General features: G+C 43.1%; 17 protein-coding genes and 1 tRNA gene. 12 read left to right on the top strand and 6 right to left on the bottom strand.

Translation table 11 applies throughout. The annotated features are described in order from the left end of the window. Positions 1-12: 12 nt before the first annotated feature. The 7 genes from rsmB (at position 13) to PNUC_RS10730 (ending at position 8,148) form a co-directional block, all read left to right on the top strand. Complete coding sequence (gene rsmB / locus PNUC_RS10760; RefSeq protein ID WP_011903911.1) at positions 13-1,329, top strand: 16S rRNA (cytosine(967)-C(5))-methyltransferase RsmB; 1,317 nt, start codon at positions 13-15, stop codon at positions 1,327-1,329. Further along, positions 1,326-1,907, top strand: coding sequence for a DUF4390 domain-containing protein (locus tag PNUC_RS10755; protein WP_011903910.1), 582 nt, complete (start codon positions 1,326-1,328; stop codon positions 1,905-1,907). The genes rsmB and PNUC_RS10755 overlap by 4 nt, the downstream gene beginning before the upstream one ends. Next, on the top strand, positions 1,904-4,216 hold the full coding sequence (locus PNUC_RS10750; protein ID WP_011903909.1) for a sensor histidine kinase: 2,313 nt from the start codon (positions 1,904-1,906) through the stop codon (positions 4,214-4,216). Before PNUC_RS10755 ends, PNUC_RS10750 begins: the two co-directional genes overlap by 4 nt. A gap of 2 nt (positions 4,217-4,218) precedes the next feature. Further along, entirely contained in the window at positions 4,219-4,902 is a 684-nt protein-coding gene (locus tag PNUC_RS10745; RefSeq protein ID WP_011903908.1) for a response regulator, read from the top strand. A 56-nt stretch (positions 4,903-4,958) separates the two neighbouring features. Next, positions 4,959-7,163, top strand: coding sequence for an OsmC domain/YcaO domain-containing protein (locus tag PNUC_RS10740; RefSeq protein WP_011903907.1), 2,205 nt, complete (start codon positions 4,959-4,961; stop codon positions 7,161-7,163). A gap of 127 nt (positions 7,164-7,290) precedes the next feature. Continuing rightward, positions 7,291-7,366, top strand: a tRNA-Phe gene (locus PNUC_RS10735). Between the two features lie 86 nt (positions 7,367-7,452). Next, positions 7,453-8,148: an outer membrane protein gene (locus tag PNUC_RS10730; RefSeq protein ID WP_011903906.1), complete on the top strand. Its 696-nt coding sequence runs from the start codon at positions 7,453-7,455 to the stop codon at positions 8,146-8,148. A gap of 254 nt (positions 8,149-8,402) precedes the next feature. Here the strand turns inward: PNUC_RS10730 and PNUC_RS10725 are convergent, their stop codons facing one another. Beyond that, positions 8,403-8,975 carry a hypothetical protein gene (locus PNUC_RS10725; RefSeq protein WP_143070091.1) on the bottom strand — a complete coding sequence of 191 codons (573 nt, stop codon included), beginning with the start codon at positions 8,973-8,975 and terminating at the stop codon, positions 8,403-8,405. Between the two features lie 72 nt (positions 8,976-9,047). Between PNUC_RS10725 and PNUC_RS10720 the strand changes: the two genes are divergently transcribed. The 4 genes from PNUC_RS10720 to PNUC_RS10705 all read left to right on the top strand — a co-directional run bounded on the left by PNUC_RS10720 (position 9,048) and on the right by PNUC_RS10705 (position 11,643). Beyond that, a complete protein-coding gene (locus PNUC_RS10720) occupies positions 9,048-9,401 on the top strand; it encodes a hypothetical protein (protein ID WP_011903904.1) in 354 nt (117 codons plus the stop codon). A 201-nt stretch (positions 9,402-9,602) separates the two neighbouring features. Continuing rightward, positions 9,603-9,923, top strand: coding sequence for a hypothetical protein (locus PNUC_RS10715; protein WP_143070090.1), 321 nt, complete (start codon positions 9,603-9,605; stop codon positions 9,921-9,923). Between the two features lie 59 nt (positions 9,924-9,982). Continuing rightward, entirely contained in the window at positions 9,983-10,267 is a 285-nt protein-coding gene (locus tag PNUC_RS10710; protein WP_011903902.1) for a hypothetical protein, read from the top strand. Between the two features lie 101 nt (positions 10,268-10,368). Beyond that, a complete protein-coding gene (locus PNUC_RS10705) occupies positions 10,369-11,643 on the top strand; it encodes a tyrosine-type recombinase/integrase (RefSeq protein ID WP_011903901.1) in 1,275 nt (424 codons plus the stop codon). A 28-nt stretch (positions 11,644-11,671) separates the two neighbouring features. Here the strand turns inward: PNUC_RS10705 and PNUC_RS10700 are convergent, their stop codons facing one another. Genes PNUC_RS10700 through PNUC_RS10690 form a run of 3 tightly spaced genes read right to left on the bottom strand, consistent with a single transcriptional unit; the run spans position 11,672 to position 13,391 of the window. Beyond that, positions 11,672-11,860 (bottom strand): hypothetical protein, encoded by a 189-nt coding sequence (locus tag PNUC_RS10700; protein WP_048812174.1) that lies wholly within the window; start codon positions 11,858-11,860, stop codon positions 11,672-11,674. Positions 11,861-11,870: 10 nt separating this feature from the next. Beyond that, positions 11,871-12,554: an AAA family ATPase gene (locus PNUC_RS10695; RefSeq protein ID WP_048812173.1), complete on the bottom strand. Its 684-nt coding sequence runs from the start codon at positions 12,552-12,554 to the stop codon at positions 11,871-11,873. A gap of 54 nt (positions 12,555-12,608) precedes the next feature. After that, complete coding sequence (locus PNUC_RS10690; RefSeq protein ID WP_011903899.1) at positions 12,609-13,391, bottom strand: hypothetical protein; 783 nt, start codon at positions 13,389-13,391, stop codon at positions 12,609-12,611. Positions 13,392-13,532: 141 nt separating this feature from the next. On the opposite strand from PNUC_RS10690, the gene PNUC_RS10685 reads away from it, so the two are divergent. Continuing rightward, a complete protein-coding gene (locus PNUC_RS10685; protein ID WP_011903898.1) occupies positions 13,533-14,414 on the top strand; it encodes a hypothetical protein in 882 nt (293 codons plus the stop codon). Positions 14,415-14,446: 32 nt separating this feature from the next. On the opposite strand, the gene PNUC_RS10680 is transcribed toward PNUC_RS10685, so the two are convergent. Both PNUC_RS10680 and PNUC_RS10675 read right to left on the bottom strand, forming a co-directional pair. Next, positions 14,447-15,013 carry a tyrosine-type recombinase/integrase gene (locus PNUC_RS10680; protein ID WP_011903897.1) on the bottom strand — a complete coding sequence of 189 codons (567 nt, stop codon included), beginning with the start codon at positions 15,011-15,013 and terminating at the stop codon, positions 14,447-14,449. Positions 15,014-15,182: 169 nt separating this feature from the next. Continuing rightward, the gene (locus PNUC_RS10675; RefSeq protein WP_011903896.1) at positions 15,183-15,959 is read right to left on the bottom strand and encodes a hypothetical protein; all 777 of its coding nucleotides are present in this window, start codon (positions 15,957-15,959) and stop codon (positions 15,183-15,185) included. Positions 15,960-16,333 lie beyond the last annotated feature (374 nt).

Genomic DNA, 16,333 nt, shown 5'->3' with positions numbered 1-16,333 from the left:
GAGTAAATTCGTTTGACCGACAATAAAAAAACACTCAGCCTTCCGCTCTCTGAAGCGATTACTATTGCGGCGCAAGCAATTAGCGAGGTAATGAGCGGCCGTTCGCTTACTGAAGTATTGGATGAGTTAGACGCTCATGAGCGACCAATTGTGCAAAGCTTAACTTTCGATGCTTTACGAAAGTGGGTACGCTCTCATGAACTTATTAAGCAATTTGTTCCCAAGACACCGCCGCCAGAAGTAGATCATTTACTGAGCGTTGCTATTGCATTGTTCATAAGAAATGATGCGGATGACAAAGGCTATGCAGTACATACAGTGGTTGATCAAGCGGTTAGAGCTTGTGGTGAGTATGACCAGACGTTGTATGCCAAGGGCCTGGTAAATGCTGTATTACGCAAGGTGAGCCTAGCTTTGCAGCCAGTAGCAGACAAGCCTTTTTACCCGCCTGACCCCATTGCCATGTTTGTGCCGCCCTGGTGGCGCGCTAGTTTGAAACGGAATTATTCAAAAGATTGGCAAGCCATTCTATTTGCCCAAGCAAAGCGGGCGCCCTTAATTTTGCGCGTGAACCAAAAACAATATTCACGAGATGAATATCGGGCTTTATTAACTGAGTCAGGAATTCAATCAAAGCCAATAAATGCCATAGCAGGAATTTCATTGCCCTCTGCACTGTTATTGCCTGATGCAGTGCCTGTATCAGATCTGCCTGGTTTTTATAGTGGTGCAGTATCCGTTCAGGACGCAGGAGCACAATTAGCGGCAACCTTATTAAATCCACAGGCAGATGAGTTGATATTAGATGCATGCGCTGCACCGGGCGGTAAAACTGCACATTTATTAGAGTTAGCCGATTGTCAAATGCGAGCCCTTGAGCTAGATGGCAAGCGCCTTGGAAAAATTGGGGGGAATTTAGATCGTCTGCGTTTACATTCTGAAAAAGCAAAGGTATTACGCGGCGACGCCTCTAAGTCTGCGTGGTGGGATGGCGTACCCTTTGACAAAATTTTGATAGATGCCCCTTGTTCTGCCTCGGGAATTGTTGCTCGACACCCAGACATTCCTTTTTTAAGGCGCGAATCGGATATTCCAGTGCTACAACAAAGACAGCGCGAGATTTTGACCCAGGCCTGGAAAATGCTGAAGTCTGGAGGCATTCTTTTATATGTAACCTGCTCTGTGTTTCCTGAGGAGGGTGAGGATCAGGCGGTTTGGTTTGCTCAGGAACATAGCAATGCGTTACGATTGGACGCTCCAGGACAGCTTTTGCCAACCGATGCAAATGATGGCTTTTATTATGCTTTGTTTAAGAAAAATGGGCCATGAGCCGAAGAATTAAGCAATTCATCCTTTTGTGTTTTATAGCGTTGGGTGTTTTATCGGGCACCGCGAACGCTGAGGGCATCAAAATTAAATCCTTCGAATTAGAAAGGGTTGAAAACGACTGGTTCTTAAGTGCCGCATTTCAAATTGAACTTTCACCAGGACTTGAAGATGCAGTTCACAAAGGGGTAGTTTTATATTTCCAAACAGAGTTCGATGTAACGCGTGGACGCTGGTATTGGTTTGATGAAAAACCTGCATTTGCACAAAGACAAACCCGCCTGTCCTATCAGCCGCTTACTCAGCAATACCGCATTGCTTCGGAGGGCTTTACTTTTTCAGCAAAAACAATTTCAGAAGCCTTGCAGGCTGTTGGCAGTATTGGTGGTTGGAGAGTCGTTGACAATGGTCAGCTCGATACCAGCAAGTCTTATGTTGCAGGTTTACGGATGACCTTAGATTTAAGTAAGCTCCCCAAGCCGTTTCAGGTCAATGCATTAAATAATCGCGATTGGAATGTATCTAGTGACTGGCTTCGCTTCCCCTTTTCTCCTTTGGGGCCCACCCCAATTAAGCAATGAAGGCCTCCGCGAACATTCTCAAAGCTAGTTTTTTCGACTCCAAGGTTTGGAGAAAAAAATTATTGCCGATTGCCTTGGGCTTAATTGGCGCGTTTGCTTTATTGCTTTTGGTTTTGCTTTCGATTGCATCTTCGAATACAGAGTTCTTTGATCGTTACTTTATTTGGCTATACGCAGCCAATATGGTCATCGGCGTATGCTTAATTCTGGTTATTTTGACTCTAGTGATTGTGATTGCAGTGCGCTGGCATCGCGGCCATTTTGGAACGCGCTTAATTGCCAAATTAGCAATGATTTTTGCTTTGGTAGGAGTTGTTCCTGGCTTAATTTTGTATGGAGTCTCCCTTCAGTTCGTATCTCGAAGCATTGAAACTTGGTTTGATGTACAGGTAGAGTCAGCCTTAAATTCCGGGCTTGAGTTGGGGCGCGTGACATTACGAGTAGCCCAAGAAGAGATTTTGGCTGAAGGGAATTTTATTGCTGAACAGGTTGCGCAGGCGCCGTCTGGCACTAGCACCGATCAGATGGGTGCGATGGTGATGAAGATCCGCAACCAATTCGGAATCCAAGAAGTAAGTCTTTTTAATATGCAGCGCAATTTGATCTTAACCAGCGAATTAAGGCCCAAAAAATACTTTCCCGCCCCTAGCGCTGATGTCATTGCAGAGGCATTTAAAAAGAAAGGCCTTACCTTTTTAGACCCGATCGAGATGGAGGGGGGTCAGCGCGGCTATCGCGTTCGGGCGCTTATTCCTATCGTGCGAAAAAAAACTAGCCAAAGTAAGGCGGACTCCAATAAAGAGGTTGAAGATAAATATTTCTTGCAATTAGTGCGCTTCATTCCAGCACCATTAGCCAAAAATATTTATGCGGTTGAAACTGCCTACACTGAATATCAAGAGAAGGCACTAGGTCGTACCGGCTTGCGCAAGATGTTTGTTGGCACCTTAACCTTGACACTCTTTTTTGCGTTATTTGTTGCAGTGATTTTGGCTTTGTTATTGGGGCGCCAATTAGCTCGACCATTATTGATGTTGTTGAAGGGTACTCAGGCGGTTGCACAAGGCGATTTATCGCCAAAACCAGAGTTGGATACGGGCGATGAGCTAGGAATGCTCACGCGCCAATTTAACGTGATGACTAGACAGCTTGCTGACACACGTACCTCCCTACAAGAATCTAAGGCCTTCTTGGAAAAGGTTCTGGGCAGCTTAACGGCTGGTGTTTGCATCTTCGATAAAAACTACAACATAGTTTCTAGCAACTCCGGTGCAGATCGTATTTTTTCTCAGGACCTCACGTTGTTGGACGGTAAGCCCTTGAGCAGTAATCCAGCGCTTTCCGAATTTGAGGCGGCCATCAAAGACGGCTTTGCAACTATGAAGCTTGCTGTTGTGAATGAGGTGGCTGGCGTTCCAATGAAGGATGGTCAACAGGCTACTCCAATCTGGCAAAAACAAATTCAGCTCCATGCTACCAATGAGTTTGATAGTGAATTAGGCGTTACTTTATTTGTACGCGGTACCCAATTAACTCCAGAATTACGTATGGTGGTGTTCGACGACATTACTGATGTGGTTAGTGCGCAAAGATCAATTGCTTGGAGTGAGGTTGCAAGACGTCTTGCTCATGAGATTAAAAATCCCCTTACCCCAATTCAGCTTTCTGCGGAGCGCTTGCAGCACAAGTTAGCCGGTAAGCTCACTCCTGAGCAGGAAGAGATGATCAATCGCAGCACGGAAACCATTATTGGTCAGGTTCAGGCGATGAAAGAGATGGTGAATGACTTTAGAGATTTTGCTAAGACGCCGACCCCACAACTACGCCCAGTGTCCATTAATACGCTCACCAAAGAAATCTTAGGGCTCTACGAAGGAAGTCATTTGCGTACTCAACTTGATCCAAATTGTCCTGAGATCATGGGAGACTCTACTCAGCTCAGGCAAGTCATACACAATTTGCTACAAAACGCGCAAGATGCCACCTTAGAAGCCAGCCATCAGTCTGAGCCAGTGGAGGTAAAAACCGAATTGGTGCCCTATGGAGAGCAAAGCGGTATTGCACAAAATGCAGTACGTTTAACAATAAGTGATAACGGTATTGGATTTCCAGCTAAGATATTGGCAAGGGCATTCGAACCTTATGTAACAACTAAGAGCAAGGGAACAGGTTTAGGTTTGGCGGTAGTTAAAAAAATTATTGATGATCATGGCGCCAAAATCGAAATCCGCAACCGTATGCACGGGGAAGAAGTAGTCGGTGCGCAAGTATCAATTTTGTTTATGAATTTAGCAAAAGAGGCAGCCTAAGTATGGCTAGTATTTTGGTCGTTGATGATGAGATGGGCATTCGTGAGCTTCTCAATGAGATCCTGACGGATGAAGGTCATACCGTGTATGCCGCTGAAAGCGCTGCACAAGCGCGTACTATTCGCGAGCAAATGAGACCGGATCTTGTCTTGTTGGATATTTGGATGCCTGAGACAGATGGAATCACTTTGCTCAAAGAGTGGTCCAAGACTGGCCAATTAACAATGCCAGTAGTGATGATGTCTGGACATGCCACGATTGACACGGCTGTGGAAGCAACGCGTATTGGTGCCCTCAACTTTTTAGAAAAACCAATCGCCTTACAAAAGCTGCTCAAGACGGTTACTAAAGCCTTAGAGAGTTCTCCAAAATATGTGGAGCCGGTTGAAGAGCGGGTAGTTCAATCAGGCGCCTCTATCAATGTTGCTCCAAAGCATTTAAATGTTGAGCCTGCTGTGGCCCAGCCCGAAGGGGAATATATAAGCGGTATTGCCAAAACCTACTTTGATCTGCCTTTAAGAGAGGCCAGGGATCTTTTCGAAAAAGCATATTTTGAGCATCAGATGCAGATTATGGGTGGAAGCATGACCAAGATTTCTGAATACACTGGTCTAGAGAGAACCCACCTGTATCGAAAACTCAAAGCTTTAGGCATCGATACCTCCCGCAACAAAGGCGAGCAATAGGCTTATCAGAAAAGCCTTTGCCATAAGCATCGGGCAATGTATTCTCTGCTATCCCCATGGAAATTAAAGTCAACTTTCTCGATAAGCTACGCCTTGAAGCGAAGTTTGATGATTTCACAGTAATTGCTGATCAACCCATTCGATACAAAGGAGATGGTTCGGCGCCAGGCCCCTTTGATTATTTTTTGGCTTCATCGGCCTTGTGCGCAGCGTATTTTGTAAAGCTCTATTGCGAGACTCGCAACATTTCAACTGACAATATTCGCCTATCGCAGAATAATATTGTTGATCCAGACAATCGCTATCAGCAAATTTTTAAGATTCAGGTTGAATTGCCAGCTGATATCTCTGCCAATGATCGTCAGGGAATTTTGCGCTCCATCGAGCGCTGTACAGTTAAAAAAGTAGTGCAAGCTGGGCCAGAGTTTGTCATCGAAGTAGTGGAGAACCTGGACTCCGACGCACAGAGCCTATTAGCCTTGAAGCCCGCTGCTGATGCCAGTACTTTTATAGCAGGCAAAGATCTACCCTTGGAACAAACGATTGCCAATATGTCGGGCGTTTTGGGCAATCTTGGGATTAAGATCGAGATTGCTTCGTGGCGAAATATTATCCCCAATGTATGGTCACTACACATTCGTGATGCGCATTCACCAATGTGTTTTACGAATGGCAAAGGCTCAACGAAAGAAAGCGCTTTAGCATCGGCCTTAGGTGAATATATAGAGCGCCTCAGTAACAACCATTTTTATGCGGGCACTTTTTGGGGTGAAGACATTGGCAATGCAGAATTTGTGCATTACCCAAGTGAGCGCTGGTTTCAGCCTGGCCCGAATGACACACTACCAACAGAAATCCTAGACGACTACTGTCGAACAATTTATGACCCCGACGGAGAGCTGCGCGCAATACATCTGATTGATACCAATTCTGGCAATGTAGACCGTGGCATCTGCTCATTGCCATACATTCGTCAGTCTGATGGGAGGGTAGTTTATTTTCCTTCCAACTTAATTGAGAACCTCTTTGTCAGTAATGGCATGAGTGCTGGTAATACACTGGCTGAGGCGCAAGTGCAATGCTTGTCAGAGATTTTCGAACGCGCCGTCAAGCGTGAAATTCTGGAAGGCGAAATTGCTTTGCCAGATGTGCCGCAGGAGGTAATAGCTAAGTACCCAAGGATTCTTGCCGGCATTCAGGGCCTAGAGGAACAGGGCTTCCCAGTATTGGTAAAAGATGCATCGCTGGGCGGCATTTATCCGGTAATGTGCGTCACTTTAATGAATCCTCGAACAGGTGGCGTGTTTGCCTCATTCGGCGCTCATCCAAGCTTAGAGGTTGCACTAGAGCGGAGCTTGACTGAGCTACTACAAGGGCGAAGTTTAGAGGGCTTAAACGACTTACCACCACCTACTTTTGCAAGCGAAGCGGTAACCGAGCCAAATAACTTTGTAGAGCATTTCATTGATTCGAGTGGGATTGTTTCATGGCGCTTTTTCAGCGCAAAACCAGATTATGAGTTTGTTCAGTGGGACTTCTCTAGCCATGGTGAAAACTCGAATGCCGATGAAGCTGCAACATTGTTTGGCATTCTTAAAGCCATGGGCAAAGAATCTTATGTGGCCGTGTATGACGAGCTTGGTGCAATTGCCTGTCGCATCTTAGTGCCTGGTTATTCTGAGGTGTATCCAGTAGAGGATCTGATTTGGGATAACACCAATAAAGCGCTATTGTTCCGCAACGATATTTTGAATTTATCTCGCTTGGATAATGTCGGTCTTGAAGGATTGCTTGAGCGCTTAGAAAACAATGAGCTTGATGAGTATGGTGACATTGCTACGTTAATCGGTGTTGAGTTTGATGAGAATACGGTTTGGGGTCAGCTAACTGTTCTTGAGCTCAAGCTACTCATCCATCTTGCTTTGAGGCAACTAGATGAAGCACATGAATTGGTCGGGGCTTTTCTTCAATACAACGACAACACTATCGATCGAAAGCTTTTTTACCAAGCCTTAGATGCAGTGCTTGAGGTAAAGTTAAATGAGGATTTAAAGCTTGAGGACTATATTGCCAACTTCCGCCGCATGTTTGGTAATCCTAGAATGGATGCTGTAGTAGGCTCCGTGGAAGGCGGCATCCGGTTCTTTGGTTTAACACCAACCAGTACAAAGCTGGAAGGCCTCGATAGACATCACAAGATGATCGATAGTTATAGAAAATTGCATGCGGCACGAGCCAAAGCTTCTGCCAGTGGGCAATGAATGGTTGTTGCGGCATAGCGTTATTTAATATCTAGTCAGCACAAAAATACCAACAAACCAACAGAGTTACCCCTGGTGGGAACATTTTTCAAGCCAGAATGCACTTTCATTTATAATTCCTAGTCTTGGCCTGGTAGCTCAGTCGGTAGAGCAGAGGATTGAAAATCCTTGTGTCGGTGGTTCGATTCCGCCCCGGGCCACCAAGAAGCACAATAGCCCACTTGTTGGGCTATTTTCTTTTATGGCTTAGAATTGATCGTTAATTTTCAGCCCCTGCTATGGAGTACCAATGAAGCGTTTAATTTCCCTGCTCTTTATTCTGTTTTCAGTGGGAGCTCTAGCGCAATCAACCGATAGCCAAAAGAAATCCTTTGAAGGGTTTTATGCTCAAGCAGGAGTTGGCTATCAAACAACTAACATCACTTATTCTGGAGTGGTTCCTGGCGCACCAAGTTATATAAGTCTTTCGCCTGGGTCCAGCCCTTCTCACGGCATTACCGGCAATGTTGGTGCCGGTTATACCTATTCTATAAACGATCGATTTTCAATTGGAGCAGGCGCTGAATACTACCCTGTTGTGGGCCCTCCAGGTAACTACACATTAACCTCTTGTACACCAGGATGCTCTACTGGAAATGGAAGTTATCACACGCAAAATATGTACAACCTCTTCGTTACCCCCGGAATATCAGTTGGAAATGATGGCTTAGCCTATTTAAAGGCTGGTTATACCCGCACTTCAGTTAAAACTATGGTTCAAGGGGCGCTCCCAATTGCCGGAACAGTTTCTAATCCATCAGGCCCGTCTTTTGGTATTGGCTATAAGCAATACATTGCTGGAAATATTTATGGCTTTGCGGAATATAACTATCAAATTTATCAAAAGACTACGACCATATTTCAGGGCGCTAGTGGGCTACTTCTGTACAACTCCAATCAGTCTTCTGTACAAAATTTGTTGGTTGGTCTCGGCTACAAGTTCTAGTTAATCCTATCTCGAGTTAGGATCTGCCGTCCTCAGTCCTGGTCGATTCCGCCCCGGGCCACCAAGAAATACCAAAACCACCTTCGGGTGGTTTTTTATTGCCCATTCACCTCTAAAGTGATTGATGGTTCAGCCACCTAAATCCAGCGTTTAAATCTTGCTCAGAGTGCCAACTCTTCGGGTGGGGATTGATAATCCTGCGGGATCGTTCTTGCTATGTTTCCTCGTGTCATCAAATGTCTTTTAAAAGGACATTACTCAATCAAGTTTTCTCTACCCAACCTGCCCTTAACAAGATCAATACTATATTTGATTACCGCTACAAATAAGATTGAGCCAGCAACATCTCCGCAGAACATAGCTATGAAGTGATTCCAGCTTCCCGAATCTAAGCCCCTCGCCGCAAACCATAATTGATGTAGCCCTGAGCTTAGTAATGAGTAAGCAAGAATGATCAATAAAAGTTGCTTTAATGAAAGGTTGCTTAAATCAGCCTGAACTTTTAGGTTGTGGATCACAAAATGCCTACCCAGCAGTGGTGCTACGCCACAAATAACGGCAATACCCAAAGCTGAAGTGAAATCTAATTCATAAAAGCCAATGTAATTAATCAATAAAGAGGCGATTGCTAAACCTAAAGCACCAGAGTAATCCAATATCAGCGTAATAAAAATGCGAATGCCAGCGGGTAGAAAAATCCAATTAACACCCTTAGCGTCTTCAAGCGGAAGGGTAATGTATTGGTTGAGGTAAAAGAAAGCCATGTAAAGGCCGGCACTAATGACAACTTCAACGAGAAATTGGCCTAAGGCCTTGAAAATGCTCATCAAATAATTATGAATTTTAAAAAGGCCAAGCATACTGGTGTTTACCCTGCCGTGGGGAGTAAAATTATTAACATGAAAGCTATTAAACCTTCGGCTTATATTCGGTTCCTAAACGCTATAGACAGCCTGGATCGCATTAATCCGATTAAGAAGTTGGACTCAACAGAAGAGCAACTGCTTAATAAGATTACTCTGGCCGCTACGCAAGGTCACAATTTATTGGTGGGCGACTTAATCTCACTTAGTGAGCTTGGTTCGCAGGCTACACTTCATGGACGCATTAAGAACTTAGTCGTCATGGGCTATGTAAAGCTCAATGAAGATAAGTCCGATGGCCGCAAGAAATCAGTTACGCCTACAGCTAAAGCCTTAAAGCACTACGAGAATTTATCTGTCTGTTTAGAAAAAGCACTTAGAGGTAATTAAGTTTTGGTTAACTTCTGATTTTCTTGATTTGGTCTTTTATAAAACAAACCACCTTCGGGTGGTTTTTTGCTCTGTAAAACCCGACTAATTCATTAAAGGCCAAATTTATCTATCTAGTTCACAGGTAAGGGCGTAGAGTAAATCCTAGATAAGGAGGATGCTATGGGCGATACAAAGACAAGCTCTTATACACAAGGGTTGATGGATACGATAATCGCATTAAGCAGGGAAGTCGCTAACTTGCGACAAGCCTATGACATCATTCATCAACGCATACAGGCTATGTCCGCACTTGCCGACAAAACTACCGCCGACGCTGTAAAAGAAACCATTGATGCGGAAGAGTTGGCGAGACTGTCTTTAGTTGCCGCAAATGTTGCCAATGAGGCGGCCCTTGTATTGGGTAACGGAGCTTTAATTGATGCTACTCAAGCAAGTGTATTGACTGCTGAAAAAGCACATAAGTTAGCTCTTATCTCTACAGTTACTAATGCCAATAGGCAAACGGGGGGGGATCACTAAAAACTGATCAGAGGTAGTCTACGAGCATTGATCTATTAAAGATTTGGAGTGTTTAGATTATGAAAATCGAATTTATTGGTCCAGCAACCATTGCTGAGGATGGCGGTATTAATTACCCCGCCAAAATAGATGGCAGAGATCTCATATGTCACTTTAGTTATGAAGTATTGGAAGACATAGATCCTGAAGCCTTCTTAGGTAATTCTTTGGAGCACTTTGCCAAACATCAGTTGGCACTTTTATCTATTGCAGAGCAAAAGATCTTGGGCGGTCATGCCCATTCCAGCAAGTTACAAATCTTTAGCAATGATCTTCCGTCGGGCTGGGAGCATGAAGAGCGTTAAAAAAGATCAAGCGTCCTTTAAAAAGACGTTTCTTGTTCAGGTTGTCCAAGCAAAAGTCTGAAAATAAAATAGCTGTATGACAACAGCTATCTGCCCACAAAGTGACTAAGGTAATCAAAGTACCCGAAAGTCACCTAGAAGTAATCTCCTCACCTCAGCAAGAATCCCAGCCTTCAGCACTCAGCCAACTCAAATACGCAGAGCCTACAGAGCTTTACCTGCGTGATGGCGAAGTCGTTATTCACCGCAGACCTGAAAGTCCGCTTTGGCATTGCCGTTTTAAGTTACAAGATGGCTCATGGCATCGGCAAACAACTAAGCAAGCATCAATTGAGCATGCCGTAAGAACAGCTTGCGATCTTTATGATGAAACCAGATTTCGCCAAAGACTGGGGCTTGCACAAAAGTCGCCCACGTTTGCAGAAATTGCACACGCTACTCTCTACTCAATGCGGCAGGACTTGGATGTGGGTATAGGCAAGAGTGTCTACGGTAGCTACATCACTTGTATTGAGAAATACTTTCTACCTTACTTTCAGGATAAAAGACTGGAAGAAATAACCTACACAGACGTGCATGAGTTTGAAGTTTGGCGAAATAGGCAGATGAATAGAGTTCCTCGTGTCAGTACGCTCAATAATTTTGCTAGTGCATGGACTAAGTTACAAATTACAGCTATTAATAAAGGGTGGATAAGCGATCGTGTGGCTATCCCAAAATTAACTGCTAGAGGGCTGAAGGGTAAAACTCGTCCTGCCTTTACGCGTGAAGAGATTGATCACTTATTAGAATTTATGAAAGATTGGATTAATCATGGCAGATTAGAGATTGAGCAACTAACCCGTCCCTTACTTCGCGACTATGTGGAGATGCTTCTCTATACTGGCATGCGACATGGAACTGAAGCACTTAATATTTGCTGGAACAATATTGAGTGGCATACGCAAGGCGATAAGAAATACTTGCGGATATGGGTTAGCGGCAAGACGGGTGGCCGCTGGCTTATTGCTAAGCATAAGGCTGTAGATGTTCTTAAGCGATTACATAGCAGACAAGAGGTGGTATACGAAATCCCATTTGATCGCTTATTTGAGACTCGGTGTCCTGAGAAGATTTTTGTTTTTCCAAATGGCCATCAGCCCATGAGGATTGATGGCGCATTTAAGCGATTAATGCGAGACAGTGGTTTAGGGTTAAGTCACGACGGACAGATGCGCACTTTGTATTCACTTAGACATACTTACGCTACCTTAGAGCTACTAGAGAATAAGACAGATATTCATACGCTATCCAAGCAGATGGGAAATAGTGCCGCCATGATTGATCGTCATTACAGCAAGTTGACGGCAACGATGGCGGCAGATAGGTTGGCGTAAAAAAGCCCACCTCTAAGTGGGCTCAAATTTATTCATCCTCAAACGGTAAGTAGATTGATTTTATTTTCTCTGGCTCAACTTTATATATGAGGGAACTAGATGCAAGAAAATCATCATCCACACATTTCTTTGCAGATGCTTCATTATCAAAAATACCATTGACATGAAGACGGCCATCATCCACATCGGTAACAATGGCTAACCATATATCTTTCATCTCACCCTCCTTAATAAATTACATTAGGTGGTAGCTGTTGACTTTTACGTCTAGCCAAGCGCCCCACGTTATGAGACAGGTTTCTAAATGATCCATTGGCGGCCTGAATGGTTGGCAGTAGCTCATCATTAGATAAAGCTACCCCTGCTTCATCAGCAATGGATTTGGCAATATCCAAATAAGCATTCGGATTTGCCGCATTCATCTCAACTAAGATGCAACGATCTAACATGCCCTTGTCTAGTTGCGATACATTGTTTGTCGTCAATATGAATACACCACGAGTCGTATTCAAGGCCGACTTCAAACTTTGCTGAGCCTGCTTAGTCAAGTTGTCCACTTCATCAAGAATGATGTAGTGAAGCCCGCTAACGTTTAAAGAGCTTTTAGTCAAAATAGCGTCAATCCTTGCCATCACTTGAGGCCCATTAAAGCCTTGCTGACAAGCAATGAACTCTTCTGGCCAGACTAACTCTTCTTTAGTTTTGCCATATTCAATGTTGTTAGGTAGCATTTTGGCCAGTGTGGTTTTGCCTGTCCCAAAGACTCCGTATAAAAGAATGGCTGATTTGCCGCTGTAAGGTAATTCTTCGGCACCCGAGACAATATCTTCAATCCGCAATTTAGATTCATTATTTCCAAAGATGATGTCATCAATTGTTTTAGGCTCATGATTATTTCCTTTCGTAAACATTTGTATTCCTTTCAAATAAGAATGGGGAACGCTCATAACATTCCCCTTGATTAATTAAGCAGATTTAGCAACCGCGCCATCTGCATCATTTGCCGCTTTGATCTCTGCTTTGGCTTTGTCTTCAATCTCTTTGCCAAGTGCATACAAAGAGGTAAAGGCAGACTTAACCAATCCGTCTTGACGCAAAACTGCATAGACACCAAAACTGCCGTCAGCCTGTTGCTCCGCTAAAAGTACGCACATATCACCTAGGTACTGAGCATCAGCAACATGTGAGAGCAATTCAGACTTGGCATAGCCAATAGGTGTTTTGCCTTTTAGATTGTTTTTAGCAATCTCAGCTTTGTCCGCAGGCTTGATGTAAGTAGCGCTCTTACCAAGACTGATCTCTTGAACGCCGCCACGCTCTTCCACCCATGCTGAAAAGTCAGTTATCAAAACTTTCTCTTTCATTGCCTGACGAATAACCAAAGAGTAGGTGCTAATACGACGGCGATCTCTAGATCCAAAAACTGCACGTACTACACGTGTCGCTAATGGGAGATCCTTTTTATATGTGTAGCCACGATCTTTATAGAAAGACTCTAAAGATTCGCTACGTTGCTTAGCTTCTGGAAGTGTCAGGTCACCACAAAAAGCTAAGCAATCGCCTAATACTGCATATAAGGCTTGATTACTTGTTCTGTAGGCACCTTGTTCCCAGTTAATACGATTTGCTTCCATATTAGTAAGGGCAATGGTGGTACCAACAGCAACGTTAGCTACTTTGGTTGTGTCCTTTAAAAGGACGTTTGTTGTAACAGGGGTTGTATCTACTGCGTTTAATAATGCGTTCATTTTTAATACCTTTCATTTAGTTAAAAAATATGACTTGCGAGTAGTTAATTTGTTCTCACTTGCCATGTAATAACTTTATTCTTATTAACACTTTTAAGAAATTGACTGTTTATAGTGATTCTTAAGTGTTAATATATTTGTATGAAAAAGGCTCCAAAAACATCAAATCTAAACATCAGCCGAAACATGAAGGAATGGTCTAGCGTTGGAATTAAGGCTTACTTAATGCTTATGCTGGAATTTCTGAGGATTAGCCCGAGCTATGAGCTTGCTAGAAAGGCAAGAACAGAAGGCCTATCTAAAGAGGAGAAAAAATTACTGCCAAAGGATTTTGAATTGGTACTAAAAACCTACGATGATTTTGGTGATGTTTCTAGCATCAGATTTGATGAGTGGTGGTTGACTAAGGGTCTGTACATATATGGAACAGAGTTTGCAAAGCCAAGGACAAGGCTAATTGCTAATGTTGTAAAGGATGAAGAGATAGATCCAAACTTTCATCGCGCCTTAGACCACCACTTTGAAAAAATAAGACCGGAAGAGGGCAAAGGCCCAGCTTTAATACTTTCGGTTCCCCTTGGAATTAATAAGCGAACTGTTCTAGCTCAAATATCTAAGTTGATTGATCAAAGCAAAGTAGAAATTCCAGTAAAGGCAAAAAAGTCTGCAAGGCCGTTAGATGCCAAGAGGTTAAGAAAAGATCCACTGCTCATTGCAATTAATATTCTTTGGAATAAATCAAAAGATCCTGAAATAGACCTTTGGCGTTTAGGAGTTCTGGCAAAGGTTAGTCCAAAGCATATGGACGGCTTAGACGCTAAAGCTCAAAAGCTAACAAGCAAGACAACAGATCAAAGAATGAAGATGGGAATTCTTACAAGCCGCGCACTCAAGAAATCCAAACAAATATGTGAGCAGGCGGCTCGTGGAAAGTTTCCTAATTCAAGCCCAATAGAGTTACCTGAATTCGATTGGGGTGAGATCTATAAAAAAATAGTAAAGGCCCGCTTAACTAAAAAATAGCATTACCTATAACCGTCCTTCAAAAGGACAAATTAGACTAATTCAACAGCGGCCTTAAGCTGATCTGGACTGCTATAGAGATAGGTAGCAGTGGTGCTGATGTTGCGGTGCCCAGCCAAACTTTTCAATATATGAATCGCTGTGCCTTTGTTGGCAAGTCCAGTTAAGAATGAGCGTCTGCCACTATGGCTACTGGCCCCGGCGAGAGCACAGGCGCGATAAAGGTAAAAGAAGTATTGAGTAAGAGAATTGGCCGAGAACCCTGCTTGCTTCTGCGTGTAAAACAGGGGCTTTGATGCGTCTTTGATTTTGAGCATCTTGATGTACTGAGCCAGCTCCTTTTGCATCCGTTCATTTAAGTAAACAGTACGGGCGTGTTTGCCCTTGGTTTGATCGGGCATTAAGCGTACTTCACCCTTAATAGTGCTGTCGCCGTTTAAAACGTCGTTTATGCGTAGCGCCGCTACTTCAGCTACTCGCATACCCGCGTAGTGCGTAAGTAGCAACATAGCGCGATTACGTGCTGAATGCCTGCGTGTAGCAACGTGATCTAAAACTCTGCGTAGTTCTTGTGGATTTAAAACTCTTGCTTGTGACATACGTTCTCCCTGAAATGTATTAAATACAGAGTTACAGTATGTTTTCTTAGATTCGGTTTGGGCAACCGAAAATGGCTGAAAAAGAACCGCTTTTTTATCAATGAGTTAGGCAAAAATATAAGAGTAGTACTGTTCTCTTATATTTATCGTGGCATTTTGACAACAGCAATTAATAATCGCCAGTATTTAAATCGCCCTCTGTAAGTTCAGGGAAAAAAGATTGAAGTATTTGGAGTGATTGATTGATGGATTCTTGATGATTCTCATACTCTTTAATCATGTCCTTAATATCTTGAGCAGTAACACCGTCCTCATACCCATCAAGCTCATATAAACCTTCCTCATTAGGACTGCTTTCCAATGCGTCTTGGAGGTCATTAATAAAAGGAAGATGGTCTTGCTCAAAAAAAGCATAACTTAATGTCTGAAGGGAGCCTGTTAAGTCATCAGAAAAAAAATCTACGACATCATGCTCCGTAAAGTTTTGAATGTAGTTATTGCCTTCCGAGTCTTCCGGTAAATTTATTAAATCAATATTTTTATTAGAGGCAACATCTATACAAAATAAGCGGTTCTTTCTTCCAAGACCAACTGCAAGAATTTGTTTCGTATACAAATTAAGAATTAAAAAATTTGGATGATGAATATCATCCTTCAATATATTTTTTAATGGCGCGTATAGCGATATCAATAACTGCTTATCTTCATTGCTTAAAAGAGATACGCATAAGAACAATAAGTGATTGAGTGGAAATTTATTATCACCATAATCTTCACTTATGCCGCGCTCAACCTCTTCGATCATTTCAAATGGCTGTAAAAAGAAAGCAGGCCCATCCTGATTCTTATCAAAAAATTCTTTTGAATACAGATCAACTAAAGAGCCCTCGCTCTGAAGACGATCAAATAACTGTATTACTGTTGGCGTACCATTTTGTATTTGCACATTAAACTTTCTTAAAACATACCCATATAAAGTTTAATTGTAATTATTAAACAAGGGCGAATTACATTCGCCTGTGATTTCGCTTGTCGCTCATCACATTTCTTCATCTCTGATATTGATTTCAAGTTGTTTTATGAACTTTCGCTAGATTCAACCTACACTGAGCCTTAAGCAACAGGCTCAGTAATAGAAAAGGACTTTCGCTGAGTTCTTTACTACACCACTATTGGCACAACCAATTTGGGAAGGGCGGTTTCGCTATCTCCTTTTACGTGCGGCTTAAAACGCAACAATGACAAAAGCAATAAGTGGCTACCTTTGTCTTGTTCGAAAGTTGCTGTGTAAGCAGGGCTTTCTCGTGATCCATAGAGCTA

Source organism: Polynucleobacter asymbioticus QLW-P1DMWA-1 (assembly GCF_000016345.1).
Taxonomy (GTDB): Bacteria; Pseudomonadota; Gammaproteobacteria; order Burkholderiales; family Burkholderiaceae; genus Polynucleobacter; species Polynucleobacter asymbioticus.
This window is presented reverse-complemented; position numbering and strand designations above follow the sequence as displayed.

Bases quoted from the DNA above. Each gene is read 5' to 3' on its own strand.
- PNUC_RS10755 (WP_011903910.1), top strand. From the start codon at position 1,326: ATGAGCCGAAGAATTAAGCAATTCATCCTTTTGTGTTTTATAGCGTTG.
- PNUC_RS10750 (WP_011903909.1), top strand. From the start codon at position 1,904: ATGAAGGCCTCCGCGAACATTCTCAAAGCTAGTTTTTTCGACTCCAAG.
- PNUC_RS10745 (WP_011903908.1), top strand. From the start codon at position 4,219: ATGGCTAGTATTTTGGTCGTTGATGATGAGATGGGCATTCGTGAGCTT.
- PNUC_RS10740 (WP_011903907.1), top strand. From the start codon at position 4,959: ATGGAAATTAAAGTCAACTTTCTCGATAAGCTACGCCTTGAAGCGAAG.
- PNUC_RS10730 (WP_011903906.1), top strand. From the start codon at position 7,453: ATGAAGCGTTTAATTTCCCTGCTCTTTATTCTGTTTTCAGTGGGAGCT.
- PNUC_RS10725 (WP_143070091.1), bottom strand. From the start codon at position 8,975: ATGAGCATTTTCAAGGCCTTAGGCCAATTTCTCGTTGAAGTTGTCATT.
- PNUC_RS10720 (WP_011903904.1), top strand. From the start codon at position 9,048: ATGAAAGCTATTAAACCTTCGGCTTATATTCGGTTCCTAAACGCTATA.
- PNUC_RS10715 (WP_143070090.1), top strand. From the start codon at position 9,603: ATGGATACGATAATCGCATTAAGCAGGGAAGTCGCTAACTTGCGACAA.
- PNUC_RS10710 (WP_011903902.1), top strand. From the start codon at position 9,983: ATGAAAATCGAATTTATTGGTCCAGCAACCATTGCTGAGGATGGCGGT.
- PNUC_RS10700 (WP_048812174.1), bottom strand. From the start codon at position 11,860: ATGAAAGATATATGGTTAGCCATTGTTACCGATGTGGATGATGGCCGT.
- PNUC_RS10695 (WP_048812173.1), bottom strand. From the start codon at position 12,554: ATGTTTACGAAAGGAAATAATCATGAGCCTAAAACAATTGATGACATC.
- PNUC_RS10690 (WP_011903899.1), bottom strand. From the start codon at position 13,391: ATGAACGCATTATTAAACGCAGTAGATACAACCCCTGTTACAACAAAC.
- PNUC_RS10685 (WP_011903898.1), top strand. From the start codon at position 13,533: ATGAAAAAGGCTCCAAAAACATCAAATCTAAACATCAGCCGAAACATG.
- PNUC_RS10680 (WP_011903897.1), bottom strand. From the start codon at position 15,013: ATGTCACAAGCAAGAGTTTTAAATCCACAAGAACTACGCAGAGTTTTA.